This window comes from Lacrimispora brassicae (genome assembly GCF_054772055.1).
In genome coordinates this window covers 1-18247 of record NZ_BRYH01000063.1, presented here as the reverse complement: position 1 = coordinate 18247, position 18247 = coordinate 1, and the positions used below count along the sequence as shown (strand labels likewise).

Annotated in this window: 18 protein-coding genes; 15 read left to right on the top strand and 3 right to left on the bottom strand. The window is 45.7% G+C overall.

Going from position 1 to position 18247, the window contains the following annotated elements:
* The first annotated feature begins 107 nt into the window (after positions 1-107).
* The 11 genes from ACYVD3_RS27035 (at position 108) to ACYVD3_RS26985 (ending at position 12375) form a co-directional block, all read left to right on the top strand.
* Entirely contained in the window at positions 108-1445 is a 1338-nt protein-coding gene (locus ACYVD3_RS27035) for an ABC transporter substrate-binding protein (RefSeq protein ID WP_460645610.1), read from the top strand.
* 104 nt (positions 1446-1549) lie between these two features.
* Positions 1550-2455, top strand: coding sequence for a carbohydrate ABC transporter permease (locus ACYVD3_RS27030; protein WP_460645609.1), 906 nt, complete (start codon positions 1550-1552; stop codon positions 2453-2455).
* A gap of 12 nt (positions 2456-2467) precedes the next feature.
* Complete coding sequence (locus ACYVD3_RS27025; protein ID WP_460645608.1) at positions 2468-3298, top strand: carbohydrate ABC transporter permease; 831 nt, start codon at positions 2468-2470, stop codon at positions 3296-3298.
* 14 nt (positions 3299-3312) lie between these two features.
* Positions 3313-5529: an alpha-galactosidase gene (locus ACYVD3_RS27020; protein WP_460645607.1), complete on the top strand. Its 2217-nt coding sequence runs from the start codon at positions 3313-3315 to the stop codon at positions 5527-5529.
* A gap of 162 nt (positions 5530-5691) precedes the next feature.
* Complete coding sequence (locus ACYVD3_RS27015; protein WP_460645606.1) at positions 5692-6375, top strand: helix-turn-helix transcriptional regulator; 684 nt, start codon at positions 5692-5694, stop codon at positions 6373-6375.
* Between the two features lie 201 nt (positions 6376-6576).
* On the top strand, positions 6577-7791 hold the full coding sequence (locus ACYVD3_RS27010) for a dicarboxylate/amino acid:cation symporter (RefSeq protein ID WP_460645605.1): 1215 nt from the start codon (positions 6577-6579) through the stop codon (positions 7789-7791).
* A gap of 27 nt (positions 7792-7818) precedes the next feature.
* Positions 7819-8487 (top strand): L-serine ammonia-lyase, iron-sulfur-dependent subunit beta, encoded by a 669-nt coding sequence (gene sdaAB, locus ACYVD3_RS27005; RefSeq protein ID WP_460645604.1) that lies wholly within the window; start codon positions 7819-7821, stop codon positions 8485-8487.
* Between the two features lie 9 nt (positions 8488-8496).
* Positions 8497-9375: an L-serine ammonia-lyase, iron-sulfur-dependent, subunit alpha gene (sdaAA, locus tag ACYVD3_RS27000; protein ID WP_460645603.1), complete on the top strand. Its 879-nt coding sequence runs from the start codon at positions 8497-8499 to the stop codon at positions 9373-9375.
* A gap of 144 nt (positions 9376-9519) precedes the next feature.
* Positions 9520-9969, top strand: a complete 450-nt coding sequence (locus tag ACYVD3_RS26995) for a MarR family winged helix-turn-helix transcriptional regulator (protein WP_460645602.1) — start codon at positions 9520-9522, stop codon at positions 9967-9969.
* Positions 9970-9977: 8 nt separating this feature from the next.
* Positions 9978-11366 (top strand): MATE family efflux transporter, encoded by a 1389-nt coding sequence (locus tag ACYVD3_RS26990; RefSeq protein ID WP_460645601.1) that lies wholly within the window; start codon positions 9978-9980, stop codon positions 11364-11366.
* A 118-nt stretch (positions 11367-11484) separates the two neighbouring features.
* Complete coding sequence (locus ACYVD3_RS26985; protein WP_460645600.1) at positions 11485-12375, top strand: alpha/beta hydrolase fold domain-containing protein; 891 nt, start codon at positions 11485-11487, stop codon at positions 12373-12375.
* Between the two features lie 75 nt (positions 12376-12450).
* On the opposite strand, the gene ACYVD3_RS26980 is transcribed toward ACYVD3_RS26985, so the two are convergent.
* From ACYVD3_RS26980 to ACYVD3_RS26970, 3 genes are all read right to left on the bottom strand, one after another.
* Positions 12451-13170 carry an adaptor protein MecA gene (locus ACYVD3_RS26980; protein WP_460645599.1) on the bottom strand — a complete coding sequence of 240 codons (720 nt, stop codon included), beginning with the start codon at positions 13168-13170 and terminating at the stop codon, positions 12451-12453.
* Positions 13171-13746: 576 nt separating this feature from the next.
* The gene (locus ACYVD3_RS26975) at positions 13747-13869 is read right to left on the bottom strand and encodes a GNAT family N-acetyltransferase (RefSeq protein WP_460645598.1); all 123 of its coding nucleotides are present in this window, start codon (positions 13867-13869) and stop codon (positions 13747-13749) included.
* Between the two features lie 30 nt (positions 13870-13899).
* Positions 13900-14301 (bottom strand): pyridoxamine 5'-phosphate oxidase family protein, encoded by a 402-nt coding sequence (locus ACYVD3_RS26970; protein WP_460645597.1) that lies wholly within the window; start codon positions 14299-14301, stop codon positions 13900-13902.
* Positions 14302-14439: 138 nt separating this feature from the next.
* Here ACYVD3_RS26970 and ACYVD3_RS26965 point away from each other — a divergent pair, with 138 nt between their 5' ends.
* The 4 genes from ACYVD3_RS26965 (at position 14440) to ACYVD3_RS26950 (ending at position 18008) form a co-directional block, all read left to right on the top strand.
* Entirely contained in the window at positions 14440-14790 is a 351-nt protein-coding gene (locus tag ACYVD3_RS26965) for a winged helix-turn-helix transcriptional regulator (RefSeq protein WP_460645596.1), read from the top strand.
* Positions 14791-15573: 783 nt separating this feature from the next.
* A complete protein-coding gene (locus ACYVD3_RS26960; protein WP_460645595.1) occupies positions 15574-17046 on the top strand; it encodes a serine/threonine protein kinase in 1473 nt (490 codons plus the stop codon).
* A 7-nt stretch (positions 17047-17053) separates the two neighbouring features.
* On the top strand, positions 17054-17671 hold the full coding sequence (locus ACYVD3_RS26955) for a hypothetical protein (RefSeq protein ID WP_460645594.1): 618 nt from the start codon (positions 17054-17056) through the stop codon (positions 17669-17671).
* A 91-nt stretch (positions 17672-17762) separates the two neighbouring features.
* Positions 17763-18008 (top strand): hypothetical protein, encoded by a 246-nt coding sequence (locus tag ACYVD3_RS26950; RefSeq protein WP_460645593.1) that lies wholly within the window; start codon positions 17763-17765, stop codon positions 18006-18008.
* The last annotated feature ends 239 nt before the right edge of the window (positions 18009-18247 follow it).

Sequence of the window (18247 nt, the reverse complement as noted above, 5' to 3'; positions counted from 1 at the left end):
AATAAAAAATGGTTTATAATCAAAAGTGAAAAAATAAAAATGAACAAAAAATAGTTATAAACTCAGTTTGTTCTATATAAACTGACCAATTAAAGGGAGGTAACAAAATGAAACGAAAATGGTGGTTAACAGCAGCAATGGCGGCGGTTATGGCAGCAGCACTGGCTGGATGCGGAAACAAGTCAGGGCAGGAAACGGTTCCTGCAGGCTCCGAGGGAACAACCCAGGCAGCGGAAAGCTCCAGTGAGTCAGGAAATGCAGCCCCTCAGGGAACTCTGACGGTTGCGATCTGGGATAAGAACCAGGAACCGGGTCTGACAGAGATCATGAAGGATTTTACAAAGGAAACGGGAATTAAGACACAGATCCAGGTAACTCCGTGGGAGCAGTATTGGACCATGCTGGAGGCCGGAGCCACCGGCGGCTCTCTTCCTGATGTTTTCTGGATGCATTCCAATGAGATCGCAAGATATTCCGAATACGAGATGCTTTTGGACTTAACGGACCGGATCAAAGAAAGCAAGAAGCTGGAAATGGATAAATTCCCCAAGGACATCGTACAGATCTATAACTGGGAAGGCACAAAGCAGTATGCAGTGCCAAAGGATATCGACACCATCGCTCTCTGGTACAACAAGACCATGTTTGACGAGGCAGGAATCCCCTATCCTGACAAGGACTGGACCTGGGACGATTTTGCGGAGGCAGCAAAAAAACTGACCAAGCCGGACGGAAGCCAGTATGGATTTGCCTTAAGGCCAACCAATGACCAGGCAGGCTGGAACAACATCGTTTATGATATGGGCGGTTATGTGATCAGCGAGGATAAGAAATCTTCCGGGTTTGACCAGCCGGGAACCATCAAGGGCTTAACTTTCATAACCGATCTGATGAAAGAGGGATATGCTCCGCCCTACGAGGTGATGGCGGAGAATACGGAGGAAGCTTTGTTTGAAGCCGGTAAGGTAGCCATGGTTACAATGGGTTCCTGGATGCTTCCCGAGCTTTGCAACAATGAGTACGTAAAGGCAAACGGAGACATTGCAGTGCTTCCAAAGGATGCGGCTTCTGGAAAGAGAATCTCCATTTACAATGGACTTGGCTGGGCGGCTTCTGGAAATACCTCCATGCCTGAAGAAGCATGGAAGCTCATTGAATACATGGGATCAAAAGACGCGCAGCAGAAGCAGTCTGACCTTGGAATCGTTATTTCTGCTTATGAAGGAACAACAGATAACTGGATAAAGGCATATTCAGGCTTTAACCTTCAGGCATATTTAGATATGATGGGAGACTTAGTGATCAGGCCCTACTCAAAATCAACGGTTGCCTGGAACAATATGAGCCATGAAAAATTGATTGAGGCATGGACCGGAGCCAAGAGCGTGGAAGATGTCTGCAAGGACATTGCTCAGGAAATGAATGCCATGCTGGCACAAGAATAGGAAGGGCTGGGGAGGCAGGCTGTAAAGCGCCTCCCCTTTTTAACCGAATCAAGTAGCTAAGCGGATCGGGAATATCCGCTTGACAAAGAAATACGGAGGTCTGCATGAACAGAAAATCAAAGGTATCAAGGCGGGAGAAAAGTGAATTTTTATGGGGGTGGATGTTTTTGCTGCCCACCATGGCGGGTCTTATTATTCTAAACATCATCCCCATTTTCCAGACCATTTATCAGAGCTTTTTCAAAACAGGGGCTTTCGGCAAAGGTAACGTATTTATTGGCTTTGACAATTACCGGAAGCTTTTCAGCGATGGGACCGTATGGCAGGCGCTGTGGAATACATGTAAATATGCATTGGTGGAGGTACCGTTTTCCATTGCCATTGCTCTTGTGATCGCTGTCCTTTTAAATGGAAAGATCCGGGGACGTTCCCTCTGGAGAACTATTTATTTCCTGCCTATGGTGGCGGCTCCTGCTGCGGTGGCCATGGTCTGGAGATGGCTTTATAACTCGGAGTTCGGACTCCTTAACCATCTGCTGCGGGAGATAGGCCTTTCGGGGGTGAACTGGATCTCCAATCCCAATATTGCCTACATTTCCGTGGCAGTTGTAGGAATCTGGTCCGTGATCGGTTATAATATGGTGCTGTTTTTTGCAGGGCTTCAGGAGATACCCAGGGACTACTATGAGGCGGCCCAGATTGACGGGGCAGACGGAATCAGCCAGTTTTTTACCATTACCCTGCCCTTAATATCACCCACCATGTTTTTTGTGGCCGTGACCAGGATCATTGGGGCCATGCAGGTGTTTGACAGCATCTATATGATGATGGGAAGAAACAATCCGGCCCTGGGAAAGACCCAGTCCCTGGTGTATCTTTTCTATAAATATTCCTTTATAGAAGGAAACAAGGGATACGGCTCTTCCATTGTCATGCTGCTGCTTTTGGTGATCCTTCTGATCACGGTGATCCAGATGATCTGCCAGAAAAAATGGGTGAACTATAGCTAGGAAAGGAGAACTATGAATAAGAATAGAAAAATCAGATCAGGTATCATTTACGTAATCCTTGTCATAGGGTCCGCCATTATGCTGGTACCCTTTTTGTGGATGTTTTTAACAGCCTTTAAAAGCACATCAGAGGCCACCCAGATGAATCCGTTCATTATCTTTCCGACTGTATGGAGGAAGGAGGCTTTCCTGTCGGTGGTGAGCAAGATGAACTTTTTTAAACTGTACTGGAACACTCTGCTGCTCATTGTGGAACGTGTCATTTGTGCGGTGCTTACTGCAACAATGGCAGGATATGCTTTTGGACGCCTTCATTTTAAGGGGAAGAATCTGGCCTTCTCCCTGGTTCTTTTCCAGATGATGGTACCTTCCCAGATCTTTATCATTCCCCAGTACTTAATGGTGAGTAAGCTGGGAATGTTAAACACCTCCTTTGGACTGCTTTTTCCGGGGCTTGTGACGGCATTTGGAACCTTCCTGCTCAGGCAGGCCTACATGGGGCTTCCCTCTTCTCTGGAGGAAGCGGCCAGGCTTGACGGCTGCAATATCGGCCAGACATTTCTCTATGTGATGGCCCCACTTACGAAATCTTCTATGGTGGCTCTGGGCATTTTCACCGCCCTGTTTGGATTTAAGGAGCTGATGTGGCCCCTGGTGGTCAACACGCAGCAGAACACCATGCCCCTATCCGCTGCCCTTGCAAAGCTGCAGGGCCAGTTTGAAACAAACTATCCGGAGCTTATGGCAGCATCCTTGCTGGCCTGTATTCCAATGATCATTATATACCTGATATTCCAGAAGCAGTTTATAGAAGGAATTGCTACATCCGGAGGAAAATTATAAAAGGAGTCTGAATTATGCCTATTAATTATCATGAAGAAGCGAAACAGTTTCATCTGTATAACAAGTCCGTGAGTTATATCATCCAGATCATGGCCAATGGACAACTGGGAAACTTATATTATGGGAAACGGATTCCTGACAGGGAGTCCTATGGATATCTCCTTGAGACAGGAGAGCGTTCTCATGCCGCCATCACCTGCCCGGAACCTGTCAGCCTTTGCCTGCAGTATACAAAGCAGGAGTATCCGGCTTATGGGACAGGGGATTACCGGTACGGTGCCTGTACCGTCAGACAGGAGAACGGCAGCAGGATCACCAGCTTTACCTATGTGTCCCATGAGATCTTTAAGGGAAAGCGGTCCATAGAGCCTCTTCCTGCCACCTATGTGGAAGAGGATAAGGAGGCCGCAACCCTGGAAATCACACTTCATGATGACGTGATGGAGACGGATCTGATCCTTTCCTATACCATCTATGAAGAGATGCCGGTCCTCACAAGGCATGCCCGTTTTCACCACCGGGGCAGAGGTGAGATTGTTCTGCTCAATGCAATGAGCGGAGCGGTGGACTTACCGGATTGTGACTACGAGATGATCCAGCTTTCAGGGGCATGGTCCAGGGAACGGTGTTTAAAGAGGCGTCCCTTAGAACAGGGGATCCAGTCCATCTACAGCATGAGAGGGATCAGCAGCGCAGAACACAATCCCTTCCTGGCCCTGACAAGGAAAGAGACTACGGAAAAAAGCGGCCAGGTATACGGCTTCAGCCTTGTGTACAGCGGAAGCTTCTTAGGCCAGGTGGAGGTCTGCACCCATGATACCACCCGGGTGCTCATGGGAATCCATCCGGATACCTTTGAATGGCCTCTGAAAACAGGAGAGTCCTTTCAGACCCCGGAGCTTGTGATGGTATATTCAGAGCAGGGACTTTCACATATGAGCCAGATTTTCCACCGCTTATACAGGACCCGGCTTGCAAGAGGATATTGGAGAGACAGGGAAAGACCTGTGCTTTTAAATAACTGGGAAGCAACCTACATGGATTTCAATGAAGAAAAGATCCTGGACATTGCCAAGAAGGCAAAGGAAACAGGAGTGGAGCTGTTTGTTCTTGATGACGGCTGGTTCGGCCAGCGAAACGATGACCACAGGGCTTTGGGAGACTGGTTTGTGAACACGGAAAAGCTTCCGGAAGGAATTTCCGGGCTGTCAAAGAAAATTGAGGCCCTTGGCTTAAAATTCGGTTTGTGGATTGAGCCGGAAATGGTCAATAAGGACAGTCGTTTTTACGAGGCTCATCCCGACTGGATCCTGTCTGCTCCCGGACGCTATGAAACGCCCAGCAGAAACCAGCATGTTCTTGATTTTTCAAGGAAAGAAGTGGTTGATGCAGTTTACGGCATGTTAAAGGAGATCATTGCCAATGCAAGAATTTCCTATATCAAATGGGATATGAACCGGTATCTGACGGAATGTTACTCCAAAGGAACTTCTCCTGACGGACAGGGAATGGTGATGCATAAATTTATTCTGGGGGTTTATGACTTATATACCCGGTTCACCAGGGATTTCCCGGAAATCCTGTTTGAATCCTGCGCCAGCGGAGGGGCCAGGTTTGATCCCGGAATGCTTTACTTTGCTCCCCAGGCCTGGTGCAGCGACAATACAGATGCCATGGACCGGCTGAAAATCCAGTACGGGACCACTATGGTTTACCCCATTTCCAGCATCGGAGCCCATGTTTCCGCAGTTCCCAACCACCAGGTCCACAGGATCACACCCCTGGAATCCAGGGGAAATGCAGCGATTTTCGGGGCGTTTGGATATGAACTGGATTTAAATAAACTGACCTCTGAGGAGATAGAGGTGGTAAAGCAGCAGATCGCATGTTACAAGAAGTACCGGAAGCTTTTGCACCAGGGCACATTTTACCGGCTTAAGAGTCCATTTGAAGGAAATGACACGGCCTGGATCACGGTGTCGGAGGACATGGAACAGGCAGTCGGCGCATATTATCAGGTTTTAAATCCGGTCAATGTAGGCTGGCTCAGACTAAAGCTCCAGGGCCTTTGTGAGGATATGCTGTATCATGTCTCCCTGCCTGGAATGACCGGTGAATATTATGGAAGTGAGCTTATGTATGCCGGTATTCCCATTGACAGGGGACGCCTGTTAAAGGAAACAGGAGATTTTGCCTCATTCCTCTTTTTTATCAAGAAAAAGCCGGAATAAGGAAAATAGTCCAGGCAGGCATTGTCTGGACTATTTTAATGTAATAAATTACATTATTTTTTAGGAACCTTTCTTTTTTATTGAAAAATATTTTACAGCATGTTATAATTCCTTAACAATAATGCATTATTCTTCAAAAACAGGACATAGGGGATGATTACAATGAAGGATTATAATGTACACTTAACACTGATTGACAGAATTATACTGGATTCCTATAAGATCATGCTGGAAGGGCTGGCGGATTACCTGGGGGGAGGCTATGAGATGGTACTTCACAGTCTGGAGGATACGGAACATTCCGTCATTAAGATCATCAATGGACACCACACAGGACGTACGGAAGGGATGCCCATTACGGACCTGGCTCTTCAGATGCTGGAAGAAATCGAAAAAGATGGGGAAAAGAGCTATATTTCCTATTTTACCAAGAACAAAAAAGAAGAGCCATTAAAATCCTCTACCATTGTGGTACGGGGAGAGGAAGGACGGATTATCGGACTTTTATGTATCAATTTCTATTTGAATACAGGTTTAGCCGAGATCCTATCCAGCTATTTCCCCCAAACATCCACTCATTCCCTGATTAAAACTGAGACTTTTGCAAATAATCTGGATGAACTAATTTTCAGCAAAGTCCAAAAGGTTCGGAAAACGGTAATGGAAGATGATGAGATACTTCCGTCTCTTAAAAACAAGGAAATCATTAATTCCCTGCACCAGCAGGGGGTTTTCACCCTGAAAGATGCGGTTATAAAGGTGGCTGATTATCTGGGGATTTCTAAAAACACCGTATATATGCACATTCGGAATGCAGGAGTAAATACAGATAAAAAGAATGAATAAACTTTAATACAGCAGAATTAGTTGGTAAAGAAAAGTCCTGCAGTTTTTTGTGCAATATAGCAAAGAAACTGCGGGATTTTTGTCTGATTATTAGAAATATATAATGATATTGCAATCCGGACATGTTTGTGATAAAATAAATTACATCAAATGAATAAATTTAATAAAATTTATTTTATTCAATGAAAGGAAGGTATTGATATGGAGGAAAGTAAAAAGAGTAAGAAGGGGTTGGGGTTAGTACCAAGGCTGATTATTGCAATTATCATTGGTATTTTAATCGGAATGTACTGCCCCAGCTTTGTAACTTCAATATTGATTACAGTATCAGATTTGTTTAAACAGTTTTTAATGTTTATTATCCCTCTTATGGTTGTGGCTTTTGTTACCATGGGAATTGCGGACTTATCCCAGGGAGCCGGAAAACTGCTGGCGTTTACCGCGGCGATTTCCTATGCTTCCACGCTGCTGGCAGGAAGCGCTTCTTATGCTGTAGCCAGTACGTTTTTCCCTTCTTTCGTCAATGAAGAGGTAGTGGCGAAAGTTGCTTCTGCAAGTGACAAGGCCATCAGCGGATATTTCTCTCTGGGCATCACTCCGCTGCTTGAAACAACAGCCGCTGTTGTATTGGCCTTTGTACTGGGCGTATGCATCAGCACCATGCGGGGAAAAGAGATCGGAGATGCTCTGTACAATGTGATCAAAGAGTTTTCCGAGATTATTACAAAGGTACTGAACCGGGTGATCATTCCGATTCTTCCTTTGTATATTTGCGGGACCTTTGCCAAGATGACTTATCAGGGGACAACCTTTGCGATTATGTCCGTGCTTTGGAAGGTATTCGTAATCGTTATACTTCTTCATTTGATCTATCTCCTTGCAGCCTTTAGCCTTGCAGGTATATTGACAAAACGAAATCCCATCACAATGATGAAGAACCAGTTACCCGGCTACTTAACTGCGATCGGCACCCAGTCTTCTGCTGCTACCATTCCGGTTAATATTAAATGTGCGGAAAGCAATGGTATTTCAGAAGAAATCCGTAATTTCGTAATTCCGCTGTGCGCCAACATTCATATGGCCGGTTCCATGATCACCATTACCTGCTGTGTGACCGCGACCCTGCTTATTTACGGCATGCCTCATGGCTTCCTTACCCTGTTTCCGTTTATCTGTGTATTGGGAATAGCCCTGGTTGCGTCTCCGGGAGCTCCGGGAGGCTCCATTTTCACTGCAACTCCATTCTTCCCCATTGTAGGAATAGCGGCAGTTGGAGATATTGCCAGCCTTCTTCAGGCAATGTATATTGCACAGGACAGCTTTGGAACTGCATGTAACGTATCCGGAGATAATGCCATCAGCGCACTGGTTGATATGTACTACCACAAATATATTAAAAAAGACAAGTTAGATTAAGGTGACTGGGAAAGGAGAAGACTGCTTATGCCGTCTATCAGTGTTTTTGATGTAATCGGCCCCAATATGGTAGGGCCATCCAGTTCCCACACTGCGGGTGCCGTGGCGATTGCTCTTCTGGTTAAAAAAATGTTCAACGGGCCGATCAAAAAAGTGGAATTTGTTTTGTATGGTTCTTTTGCAAAGACCTACAAAGGCCATGGAACCGACCGGGCGCTTCTTGGCGGCATCCTGGGATTTGAGACTTATGACTTAAGAATAAAAAATTCCTTCCAACTGGCGGAGGAATGCGGGCTGAAGTATTCCTTCCGTGTGGATGAAAAAGAAACAGAAGTGCATCCAAATACAGTAGAGATCCATGTATCTGGAGAAAAGGATGGAATCATGTCGGTCCGCGGCGTCTCCTTAGGAGGCGGTAAAGTGAAAATTATCAGGATCAACGGCATTGATGTAGACTTTACCGGAGAGTATTCCACACTGGTCATACGGCACTTAGACTATCCTGGCATGGTGGCCTATATCGCCACCAGTTTAAGTGAGCGCAATGTAAATATCGCTTTTATGCGTTTGTTCCGGGAACGGAAAGGGGAGACCGCGTACTCTGTGGTGGAATCTGATGAGGAGATTCCCCAGGAATTGCTGGAAAAGCTGCGGGAACATCCAAAAGTAGAAGATGTTATGCTTATTCAGGTTTAGGAGGCTTTTATGGATTTTATATCAGGAAATGAATTGCTGAAATTATGTGAGGAAAATCACTGCCGGATCTCAGACGTGATGAGGGAACGTGAAGCAAGTGAGTTCGGTGCCAGTCCAAAAGAGACCATTAGCCGGATGAAGGAAGCTTACCGGATTATGAAAGAATCCTGCCACAAGCCCCTGGATGAACCTGTGATTTCCATAGGCGGACTGATCGGGGGAGAATCTGCAAAGGTACGTGACAGAAGGAGATCAGGAAAATCCATATGCGGAAGCATGCTGTCCAAGGCGATTACCTATTCACTGGCTGTTTTGGAAGTGAATGCTTCCATGGGACTTATTGTGGCAGCGCCTACGGCCGGAAGCTCCGGGGTATTGCCTGGGCTGCTGCTTGCCCTGGAGGAAGAGTTTTCATTGGATGGTGATCAGATCATAGATGGACTTTTTACAGCAAGTGCGGTTGGTTATCTGTTTATGAGGAATGCTACCGTGGCCGGAGCACAGGCTGGCTGTCAGGCTGAAGTCGGTGCAGCTTCTGCAATGGCAGCGGCAGCGGCAACGGAAATCATGGGCGGAACGCCGCAGCAGTGCATGGATGCAGCTTCTTCTGCCTTAGTAAATCTTTTAGGTCTGGTCTGCGACCCGGTAGCCGGCCTGGTGGAGTATCCCTGCCAGAACCGCAATGTTCTGGGTGCTGCCAATGCACTGGTATGTGCAGAAATGGCATTAGCAGGAGTCAAACAGTTCATACCTTTTGACCAGATGCTGGACACCATGATGGCGGTGGGACGTTCCATCCCATTTGAATTAAGGGAAACTTCCCTTGGCGGCTGTGCGGCCACGGAGGCTGCCTGCGGAAAGGCTTGTGAGATTTTTAAATCAAAGTAATAGGTTATTATGATAAGCGGTACCGGCAAAATCGGTATCGCTTTTTATTTTAAATAAAAAATAGTTGCGAATGCAACTATTTTGTGATATGCTGATTTCACCTTAAAAAGTGTAATTCGTCCTTATGGCTTGGAGGTGGAAAGCATGAACGAGCACAGGGAAATCGGGAAATATATTTCGATTCTCCAGAGACTGAACAATATGTATTTTGCAAATCAATTATCCTTTTATCAGATAGGCTGTGGACAACAGTTTTTTTTATTGCAGATTTTTAAAAATCCAGGTATGAGCCTCCATGAGCTGGCTTCCTTTGGTCAATACGATAAAGCGACTGCAACCAGGGCGGTGAAGAAGCTGGAAGAAGAGGGATATGTCCTGACGGAAATGGCAATGGAGGACAAGCGCATACGGCGGATTTACGTTACGGACAAGGCGGCGGCTGTTGTGGAAAAGACCTTGGAGAGCGTAAATGAATGGGGGGATGTTATATTAAAGGGGTTTACCAAGGAGGAACGTGAAGCAGCGGAGCAGATGCTCATCCGTATGGCCTGCAATGCCCGCGATCACATCATGGAACAGAAAGGAAAGGAATAGAGCTTTATATGGAACAGAACAAGATAAAACAGGGGGATAATCCCCTGGGATATAAGCCAGTGGGACATTTGCTGCTGCAGTTTGCACTTCCGGCGATTGTTTCCATGCTGGTAAATTCGATTTATAACATTGTTGACCAGATTTTTATCGGACAGGGAATCGGATATCTGGGAAATGCGGCCACTACCATTGCATTTCCCATCGTCACCATCATTTTAGCCATATCCACCTTGCTGGGAGCCGGCGGAAGTGCCTATGCGGCCATCAAGCTGGGGGAAAAGAATGAGGAAGCGGCGGACAAGACTTTAGGGACTGTTTTCCTGGTGACCCTGGCAGCCAGCGTTGTGGTCATGGCAGTGGCCTTCCCTCTTATGACTCCCATGTTAAAGGTTTTTGGAGCCACTGAAAATACCATGGTATATGCAAGGCAGTACACTTCCGTCATACTGATGGGTACTCCCTTTAACATGCTTTCTGTTGTCTTAAGCAATATGGTCAGGACCGACGGGAATCCGGCCTTATCCATGTATGCCATTTTAGCGGGTGCCATTTTAAATACCATTCTGGATCCCATTTATATTTTTGTATTTCATTGGGGCGTGACCGGGGCAGCCGTTGCCACCATCACCTCTCAGATCATTTCCACAGTGGTGCTGGTGCAGTATTTTGTGTTTAAGGGAAAACACATGCACCTTCATAGAAAAAGTTTACGTATTGATGGAGGTATTTGCCGTCTGGCTCTGCCCCTTGGAATTTCCAGCGGCATCACCCAGATCGCCTCTACTATTTTACAGGTTGTCATGAACAATTCTCTGGTGTATTATGGAAACCAGACAGCCATTGGCGGCGATGTGGCCTTAAGCGCCATGGGCATTGTAAATAAGATAGGAATGATCCTCATTTCCATCTGCATCGGGATCGGTATTGGCTCCCAGCCTATTCTTGGATTTAACAAGGGGGCGAACCAGCCAAAGCGTATGAGAAGAACGTTTCTTTTGGCAGCCGGGGCGGCAACCACGGTTTCCCTTGCTGGCTGGCTTGCCTGCCAGGTGTTCCCGAGGCAGATTTTAAGCCTGTTTGGGACGGAGGATGTGCAGTTCACCCAGTTTGCCATCCGCTGTCTGAAGATTTATATGCTGGGTATTTTTTCGGCGGGCTTCCAGGTTGTGACCACCAGCTATTTCCAGTCCACGGGACAGCCGTTAAAGGCCTCCGTTTTATCTATGCTGCGCCAGCTTTTGTTATTGATTCCGCTGATCCTTACCCTTCCCTTGTCCTTTGGTCTGGAAGGGATCCTGTATGCAGGGCCTGTGGCGGATATTACATCAATGATCATTGTCAGCCAGTTTGTATTGTATGAGATGAAGAAATTAAACCGATTATGCAAAGATTCGTAATATGGAAGTTACAGTTGGGCCACGCAGACATTTTTCGGAAGATGTTTTGACTGCCAGGTGATGAATGCCATGGCCGGGCTGTACCATTTGGAATACAGGGAAAGGAGAGATGGAAATCATGAGCATGAAAGCGGAGATGGCAAGGATTTTTGCAGGTCTTAGAAAAGCAGACAGAAAAATGGCTCTTGAACTGGAACGGCCGGCAAGGGGAACAGGAGCCCTGGACCAGGAACGCTTTACGAAAAGGGTGCGGGTGAAAGCCTGGAATGTGGATGGCTTTCCCGTTGTCACCATAAATGGAAGCTATACGAAGACGGCCCATATCCTTATGCTGCCGGGCGGGGCCTATACCCTGGAGCCGTCAGGGCGTTACAGGGAGCTGGCTGAGCATTTTGCCATAGAAAAACAGGTAAGGGTGACCATACTCCAGTGCCCTCTGGCCCCGGAGTATACGGCACTCCACGTCCACCAGTATCTGGTCAGGGTTTACAGCCGCCTTGTGGCGGAGTATCCGGAGGATGAATTTTTCCTGTTTGGGGATTTTTCCGGCGGCGGCCTGGCTCTTTCGTTTTTACAGGAACTGCGGGACATAGGGAATCTTCCTATGCCGGTGAGAACCGCCGTGGTTTCCCCGTGGCTTGATATCGCTCTCAACAACCTGAAAATAAAGCTCGTGAAAAAAACAGACCCCCTCCTTCCTGTGGAAGCGCTGAAAGAAGCCGGCGTCCGTTACCGGGGTGCCCTGGAACCGGATCATCCCTTTGTCTCTCCTCTTTACGGGAACTGGGATCATCTGGGACAGATCCTGATATTTTCCGGGACAGAGGAGATTCTCACCCCGGACTGTGAGCTTTTGGCGGAGAAGGCAGGGAAGCTGCAGGGAACGGAAATCATTTACAAAAAGGGGGCAAAAATGGTCCATGACTGGATTTTGATTCCCAGTAAGGAAACCGATGCCACCCTGGATTTGATTTTTGCATTTTTTCTGGAAGAAGCTTTGGGATTTTAAAATGAGGCTCGGCCCTTTTACAGGGTCGAACCTCATTTTTGGTTTGTGATGAAGTACTATGAACAAAGGAACGGATTAAAGTTTTGCAAGAGACTGAAGGGCATGGCCTTCAATCAGCACCTCGTAATGTTCCTTGTAGTACGCTTCGGAGGCGTAGTCCTGATGAATCTTGGAACCATATTCTGCAAGCAGGTTGCAGACACGGCTGAAATCCAAAGACTTATCAGGGGTGTTCTTGATCACCAGATAATACTGTCTGGTATCAGGCTTTTTATATAATGTATTCTCGCCATCGTAAACCTGTCCGATGGTCCTTGCAGCATCAGATATCTGATCCAGGCTTTGAAAACAATAGATTCGTATAGAGGAAGCGCTTGATTGCTCTTTTGGCTTTTCTTCTTCCGATTCTTCCTTCTTGTCAATACCTAACAGGTTTAACAATCCTTCGGCGCCTTCCAAAAGTTCGCTTGCCAGGTCTCCTGGCATAGAATCCAAGTCTTCATCGGATGCTGGTGAAAATTTAGCAAACCTTGTATCTAATTCTTCCGGGTCCTCGATTTTCGTGATCACCAACATTACGCTTTCGTTGGACAGCGGAATTGCTTCTACCATGAGAGGAATGTCTTCTGCTTCGAATCCCACTTCATTAGAGGCTTTTTGAATCATCTCACGGAACAGGTTGCGGGCTTTTTCACTCCCATAGGCTAACTCGCCTAAATTTAAGTTTCGGACGCTTAAATCAAAGCTGGTAAGCGTACAACGAATTTGATTTTCATTAATACGTTCTATCTTCATAGGATCACTTCCTGTTCTTCTTAAAATGGTGAATGAATATTTACATACTTCCTCAACATAACTATACTATATAATATAGCGAAAAAGCAATTACTATGTGAAAAAATTTATATATTTTTAAGGTTTGTATGCTAAAAACCGGGAATCCTATTTGATTATTGGAATTTCCCGGTTTTATTTTCTGATATGATTCTAATTTGATATTATTTTATATGATTTTTCAGGAATCCCCACAATGCAGTTTGGCTGGAAGTCTCTATAAATATTATTTGACATATGGCTGTATGGCTAATTCGTACCGCTGTAAGGTGTGGGGAAGATCCTATATTTATAAGAGTAGAACGGGAGTGTTCCCGTATAGTATAATAAGGAAGAATTCCAAAATCCTTATATTCAGAGGGTTTTAGGTTTGACCTTATATTTTCCGGTTTTTATTAAAAAAGCATTGCTTTTCATGAATTTATCATAAAGAAGGTGTTTTACTGAGGATAAAAATTTGCACAGAGCTTAGTATGCTAATCTTAGTGTGCTAATACAAGGAAAGGCCCTTATTCTGGCTGTGGGTGCCGGAAAGAATTAGGCGAATGTATACTCCATTGGAATAAAGCGAATTCCATTTACAAGTTGCTCGGTGTCTGTATCCACAAATCCAAGTTTATGATATATCTCTACGGCATAAGGCGATGAATTAACGGTCATTTCCTGATGATGGTTCCTTACCCCTTGGGGTTAAATGGTATAGGTTTTGGGCCCCTCCGTAAAGCTGAAAGTTTCCACTTCCTCTACATCAATGTAGAAAAGCTCAAACACGGGATTGCCAGGTGTTTTGTACAGGCCCTTTATGCCCGGATTCTCGTCTAGTGCCCGGGTTTTCAGGGAAATATCGTTGACAAAAACGGCTTTGCCGTTGACTGACACCACCGGCGCAAAGTCGGCAGGGTAGGTGCAGAAAGAAACATAGGGGCTGGCCTTGATCTGGTCGTAGACCGGCTTTTCGTTATTGGTGCAGAAATATACTTTGCTTCCGTCTGTAAACAGGTACTGAAACACCCGGGTTTTCACCTTACTGCCATCCTGTGTCGCCAGGACGCCGTTGGGGTTCTCTTTTAAAATAGTTTCATAATCAATCATGATTGATCCTCCATTCTTTTGCAGGCAAATTGTTTTTTGCCTGGCTTTATGCTACAATTATAGTATGTACAAATTAAAATACAAGTACGATCTTTTAGCATAGTTAGTATCTAATAAGATAGTATTGGAGGATTCATTATGAAAAATGAAATTGAAAAAAAAGACCTGTTTGGTATTTGCCCTTATTTTACTTCTCAAAAGGTATTGAGCGGGAAATGGGCGCTGCTGATTCTTCACCATCTAGATGAGCAGACGCTTCGGTTTAAGGAGTTGGAACGTGAATTAGCGCCCATTACTCAGGCTACACTTACAAAACAGTTACGCAACTTGGAAGAACATGGACTGATCACCCGCACCGTTTACAATACCATCCCGCCCAAGGTGGAATACTCTTTGAGCGAACTGGGCCGTCAATTTAGGCCGGTATTGGACAGCTTGGAAAAATGGGGAGATTTATATATTGCTTACATGAAAAGAAATGATATTTAAGAAGATAAATTTCCCTTATCTTGATTAGATTATATTAAAGATACAGCATTGGAGAAGATAGTCAGCTCTCTGACTTTCATTTCTATGTAAAATAAGGTTTCAACGTCAGTATGGGACATAGAACGGGATGGGCCGCTGGAAAGGGAGGTGAATTCCTCCTTTGTCCAACCATGACAAAAGGCAACAGAGTCATTATAGACTACTGGTTATAGACTACTGCCGGGAAAAGTAATTGCTCATTGAAAAGGAATATGTTACCATAGTGATACGGGACAATCGTGTCACTGCAAGGGCGTTGGCCTTCCATCATTACATAGATGGGAGGTGATGCGGATGAAATATGACTTTAAGGACCTTATGGCCTTTGGTACATTCATTTTAGCATTACTTACTTTTATTTTCGTTAATTGTAAGTAACATTTTTCTATAAGACCTGGAAACAGGCGTAGAAAAACCACCCTTGTATACTTTGGCGAGTTTGAGGGTGGATTTCTATCTTCTAATGGCCAACCCCTTGTATTGGGGCGGTTGTTCCTTTTGTAATTCTAATATACCATATCTGAAACCGAAATTCAAGCCCATTTTCCCCTATGATGTCAAATGTCCAGGGTTTGCTCTGGACATTGGAAAGCTTTTTGAGACACGGATGTCAGCTTCTTTTTATGCAATAAAAAAGCAAGAAATCACAGTGTTTTTACGGTTATCAATCCCCATTTATAGATTTTCAAAAAAATAGTTGAAAAAACAGACGGAATATATTAGAATATACCCCAAGAGATGATATTGGACAGACAAAAGGAGGTGGTTTTTGTAAGTGCCGTTCTGTTTGGAAAATATCAGCTATACGGCATCTTGGGAACCGGCCGCGCAGGGACAGTGTTTCTGGCGGTTCATCTTGGGCTTGAGGAATACCGGGCGATCAAGCGGGTACCCAAAAGCTTTCTGAAATTTGAAGATCTAAGGCGTGAAGCACTGGTTCTTAAGGAACTGCGCCATCCTGGAATTCCCATTATTTATGACGTAGAGGAAGACGAATCTTATAGTTATTTAATCGAAGAGTATCTGGAAGGAGAATCTTTATATGACCTTGTAAAAAAACAGGGCCATCTATCGCGGGAACTGACCATATCATATGGAATTCAGTTGACCAGCATCATCAGTTACCTGCATCTCGCAGGACCAAACCCCATATTACATTTGGATTTACAGCCGAAAAACCTGTTGTTGTGCCATGACACCGTTAAATTGATCGACTTTGGACTTGCCGCGTCCGTGGATGATGCAAATATGTCCGGAGAGCGGTACGGAACCGTGGGATGTGCGGCGCCGGAGCAGTATTTAAAGGATGGAGTTCTGGATGAGAGAACAGATATATATGCCATTGGTACTATCATCCATTATTTATTTACAGGAGAATTTCCAAAACTTCCTTATAAACCGGCTGCATCAATGGATACCCATCTGGCTGCCCTTATGAAACGGTGCATAAAGACGGAAAAAGAAGAACGGTTTTCATCAGCACAGGAGCTGGGAGAAAGGCTCAGACAGCTTGAGAACATGGGAACGGCTGCAAAGGAACGTCTACAATCATCATCTCTTATCATTGCTCTTGCAGGGAGCAAATCAGGGGCCGGAACGACTCATATAGGGATCGGCCTGTCTGTCTATCTTAGAAATCAAGGATATCCCAATTTATTTGAAGAAAAAAATGACTCCGGCATGAGTGCCGGGCTTGGTGACTGCGGGACCGTGAAGCGGGACCAGTATGGCCTCATGAGGTACCGGGGCCTTGTTTGGAAACCCTATTACGGCCCGGGAGTGAAGCTTAAAGAGCCGCCTTTTAAGGTCCGCATCCTGGATTATGGAAAGAATATTGACCAGGCGCTGACAGGAGGTGCCCATAGGGTAATACTGGTATGCGACGGCAGTGACTGGAGCAGAAGCAGCGCCTATTTCTCTGCGGAACAGGTGGTAAAGGGCAGTATTTCCTATGGAATCGTTTACAACCACGCAGCCAGGGGAATCAGGATAAGGCTGCCTGATGGGGCGGCCTCTTCTAAATGCTTAAAGGTCCCTTATTATCCGGATCCTTTTGAGCCAAGTGCGGAAACAGGAGATTTTTACAAGGCTCTTTTGGAAGAAGTGTTAGAAATAAAAGGCAGGAGAAAGAAAGGGATAAGCGGACTTGGAAGCCGGATCACAGAGCGGCTGGCCCGATTGATCCCATGGAAAGACCGTACCCCAGGGAAAGGATAAACACCTCATGAATGGAAAGGTGAAAAAGGTATGGAAGCTTTTGCACACCGGTAAAAAGCCGGTCAGCCGGGAGATCATAGGGATCATCGGGACCGGCAGAGGCGTGGGAGTGACCCATTTCACAGTAATGACGGCAGGATATCTGGGCGGAGTTCTGAGAAAAAAGTGCGCGGTTTTGGAATGGAACAGTCACGGGGATTTCAGAAATATGAGAAAGCTGTGTGGGAAGGAAAGGGCCCAGGCCGGATGTTATCAGATACTGGAAGCGGATTATTATGAACGGGCGGGGATTGATACCCTGTTATTGTGTAAAAAGTCCGGATACCAGGCGGTGATTGTGGATTACGGAGCAGTAAAGGAAGGTAATCTGGAAGAATTTTTAAGATGTGACAGGCAATTTGTTCTCGGAAGCCTAAGTGAGTGGCAGATGGAAGCGTTTCTGGAGTTTGAGGGAAAGGGAAAAAAAGTGGAGAAAGGCTGGAAGACGCTCGTGTCGTTTGGCAGCGAGGAAGCCAGAAGAAATGCAGAAAAGAGGCTTAAAATACCCATCTCCCGGATTCCGGTTTCAGTAGACGCCTTTGCTGTCACCGGTGAAGTCATAGGCTTTTACCAGCAGTTTTTTTAAAGGCCGGGGGAGGGATTGTGTCACGGCAAAGCCCTTGTGGTCCTCTCCCGGGCCTATGCGGCATAAAAGAAAATATACGGGGGAGATGTGAATGAAAACAGAAGATGCCAGGGAAAGGAATGAGCGCACAAAAGAAGGTGATTATCTGGCAGGGCTCAAAAAATACCGGGATCAGGGAATCGCTATCCTTATAGACGGAGAGGAACTGCCGGAGAAAGACTGGAGCAAAATATTTGAAGTAAGGGAGGATGACAGCTTTTATATGGCCGATTATATTCCTGACAAAAAGACCGGAAAGCTGCAGGAAATAAGATTTGACCGGGTGTATAACCGGTAAATGATAGAAAGTTCCAAAGGGGACGCGGGCCGGATGCCATCTTCAGCCGAAAGCTTGCCACAGGAGCGCGTCGGGGAGGGATCAGGGAATTTGGAACGTAATGAAAATGTAAATTCCAAAAAAGAAGAATTGTGGTATAATCTTCACGTAAGCAATGAGTAGTGCGAAAAAGTCAGGATAAGATTTTCGTTGTGCTCGCACATAAGAAAATCTTGTCATGACCTTTTTCATAGGGCGAA

Bases quoted from the DNA above. Each gene is read 5' to 3' on its own strand.
- ACYVD3_RS27035 (WP_460645610.1), top strand. From the start codon at position 108: ATGAAACGAAAATGGTGGTTAACAGCAGCAATGGCGGCGGTTATGGCA.
- ACYVD3_RS27030 (WP_460645609.1), top strand. From the start codon at position 1,550: ATGAACAGAAAATCAAAGGTATCAAGGCGGGAGAAAAGTGAATTTTTA.
- ACYVD3_RS27025 (WP_460645608.1), top strand. From the start codon at position 2,468: ATGAATAAGAATAGAAAAATCAGATCAGGTATCATTTACGTAATCCTT.
- ACYVD3_RS27020 (WP_460645607.1), top strand. From the start codon at position 3,313: ATGCCTATTAATTATCATGAAGAAGCGAAACAGTTTCATCTGTATAAC.
- ACYVD3_RS27015 (WP_460645606.1), top strand. From the start codon at position 5,692: ATGAAGGATTATAATGTACACTTAACACTGATTGACAGAATTATACTG.
- ACYVD3_RS27010 (WP_460645605.1), top strand. From the start codon at position 6,577: ATGGAGGAAAGTAAAAAGAGTAAGAAGGGGTTGGGGTTAGTACCAAGG.
- sdaAB (WP_460645604.1), top strand. From the start codon at position 7,819: ATGCCGTCTATCAGTGTTTTTGATGTAATCGGCCCCAATATGGTAGGG.
- sdaAA (WP_460645603.1), top strand. From the start codon at position 8,497: ATGGATTTTATATCAGGAAATGAATTGCTGAAATTATGTGAGGAAAAT.
- ACYVD3_RS26995 (WP_460645602.1), top strand. From the start codon at position 9,520: ATGAACGAGCACAGGGAAATCGGGAAATATATTTCGATTCTCCAGAGA.
- ACYVD3_RS26990 (WP_460645601.1), top strand. From the start codon at position 9,978: ATGGAACAGAACAAGATAAAACAGGGGGATAATCCCCTGGGATATAAG.
- ACYVD3_RS26985 (WP_460645600.1), top strand. From the start codon at position 11,485: ATGAGCATGAAAGCGGAGATGGCAAGGATTTTTGCAGGTCTTAGAAAA.
- ACYVD3_RS26980 (WP_460645599.1), bottom strand. From the start codon at position 13,170: ATGAAGATAGAACGTATTAATGAAAATCAAATTCGTTGTACGCTTACC.
- ACYVD3_RS26975 (WP_460645598.1), bottom strand. From the start codon at position 13,869: ATGACCGTTAATTCATCGCCTTATGCCGTAGAGATATATCATAAACTT.
- ACYVD3_RS26970 (WP_460645597.1), bottom strand. From the start codon at position 14,301: ATGATTGATTATGAAACTATTTTAAAAGAGAACCCCAACGGCGTCCTG.
- ACYVD3_RS26965 (WP_460645596.1), top strand. From the start codon at position 14,440: ATGAAAAATGAAATTGAAAAAAAAGACCTGTTTGGTATTTGCCCTTAT.
- ACYVD3_RS26955 (WP_460645594.1), top strand. From the start codon at position 17,054: ATGAATGGAAAGGTGAAAAAGGTATGGAAGCTTTTGCACACCGGTAAA.
- ACYVD3_RS26950 (WP_460645593.1), top strand. From the start codon at position 17,763: ATGAAAACAGAAGATGCCAGGGAAAGGAATGAGCGCACAAAAGAAGGT.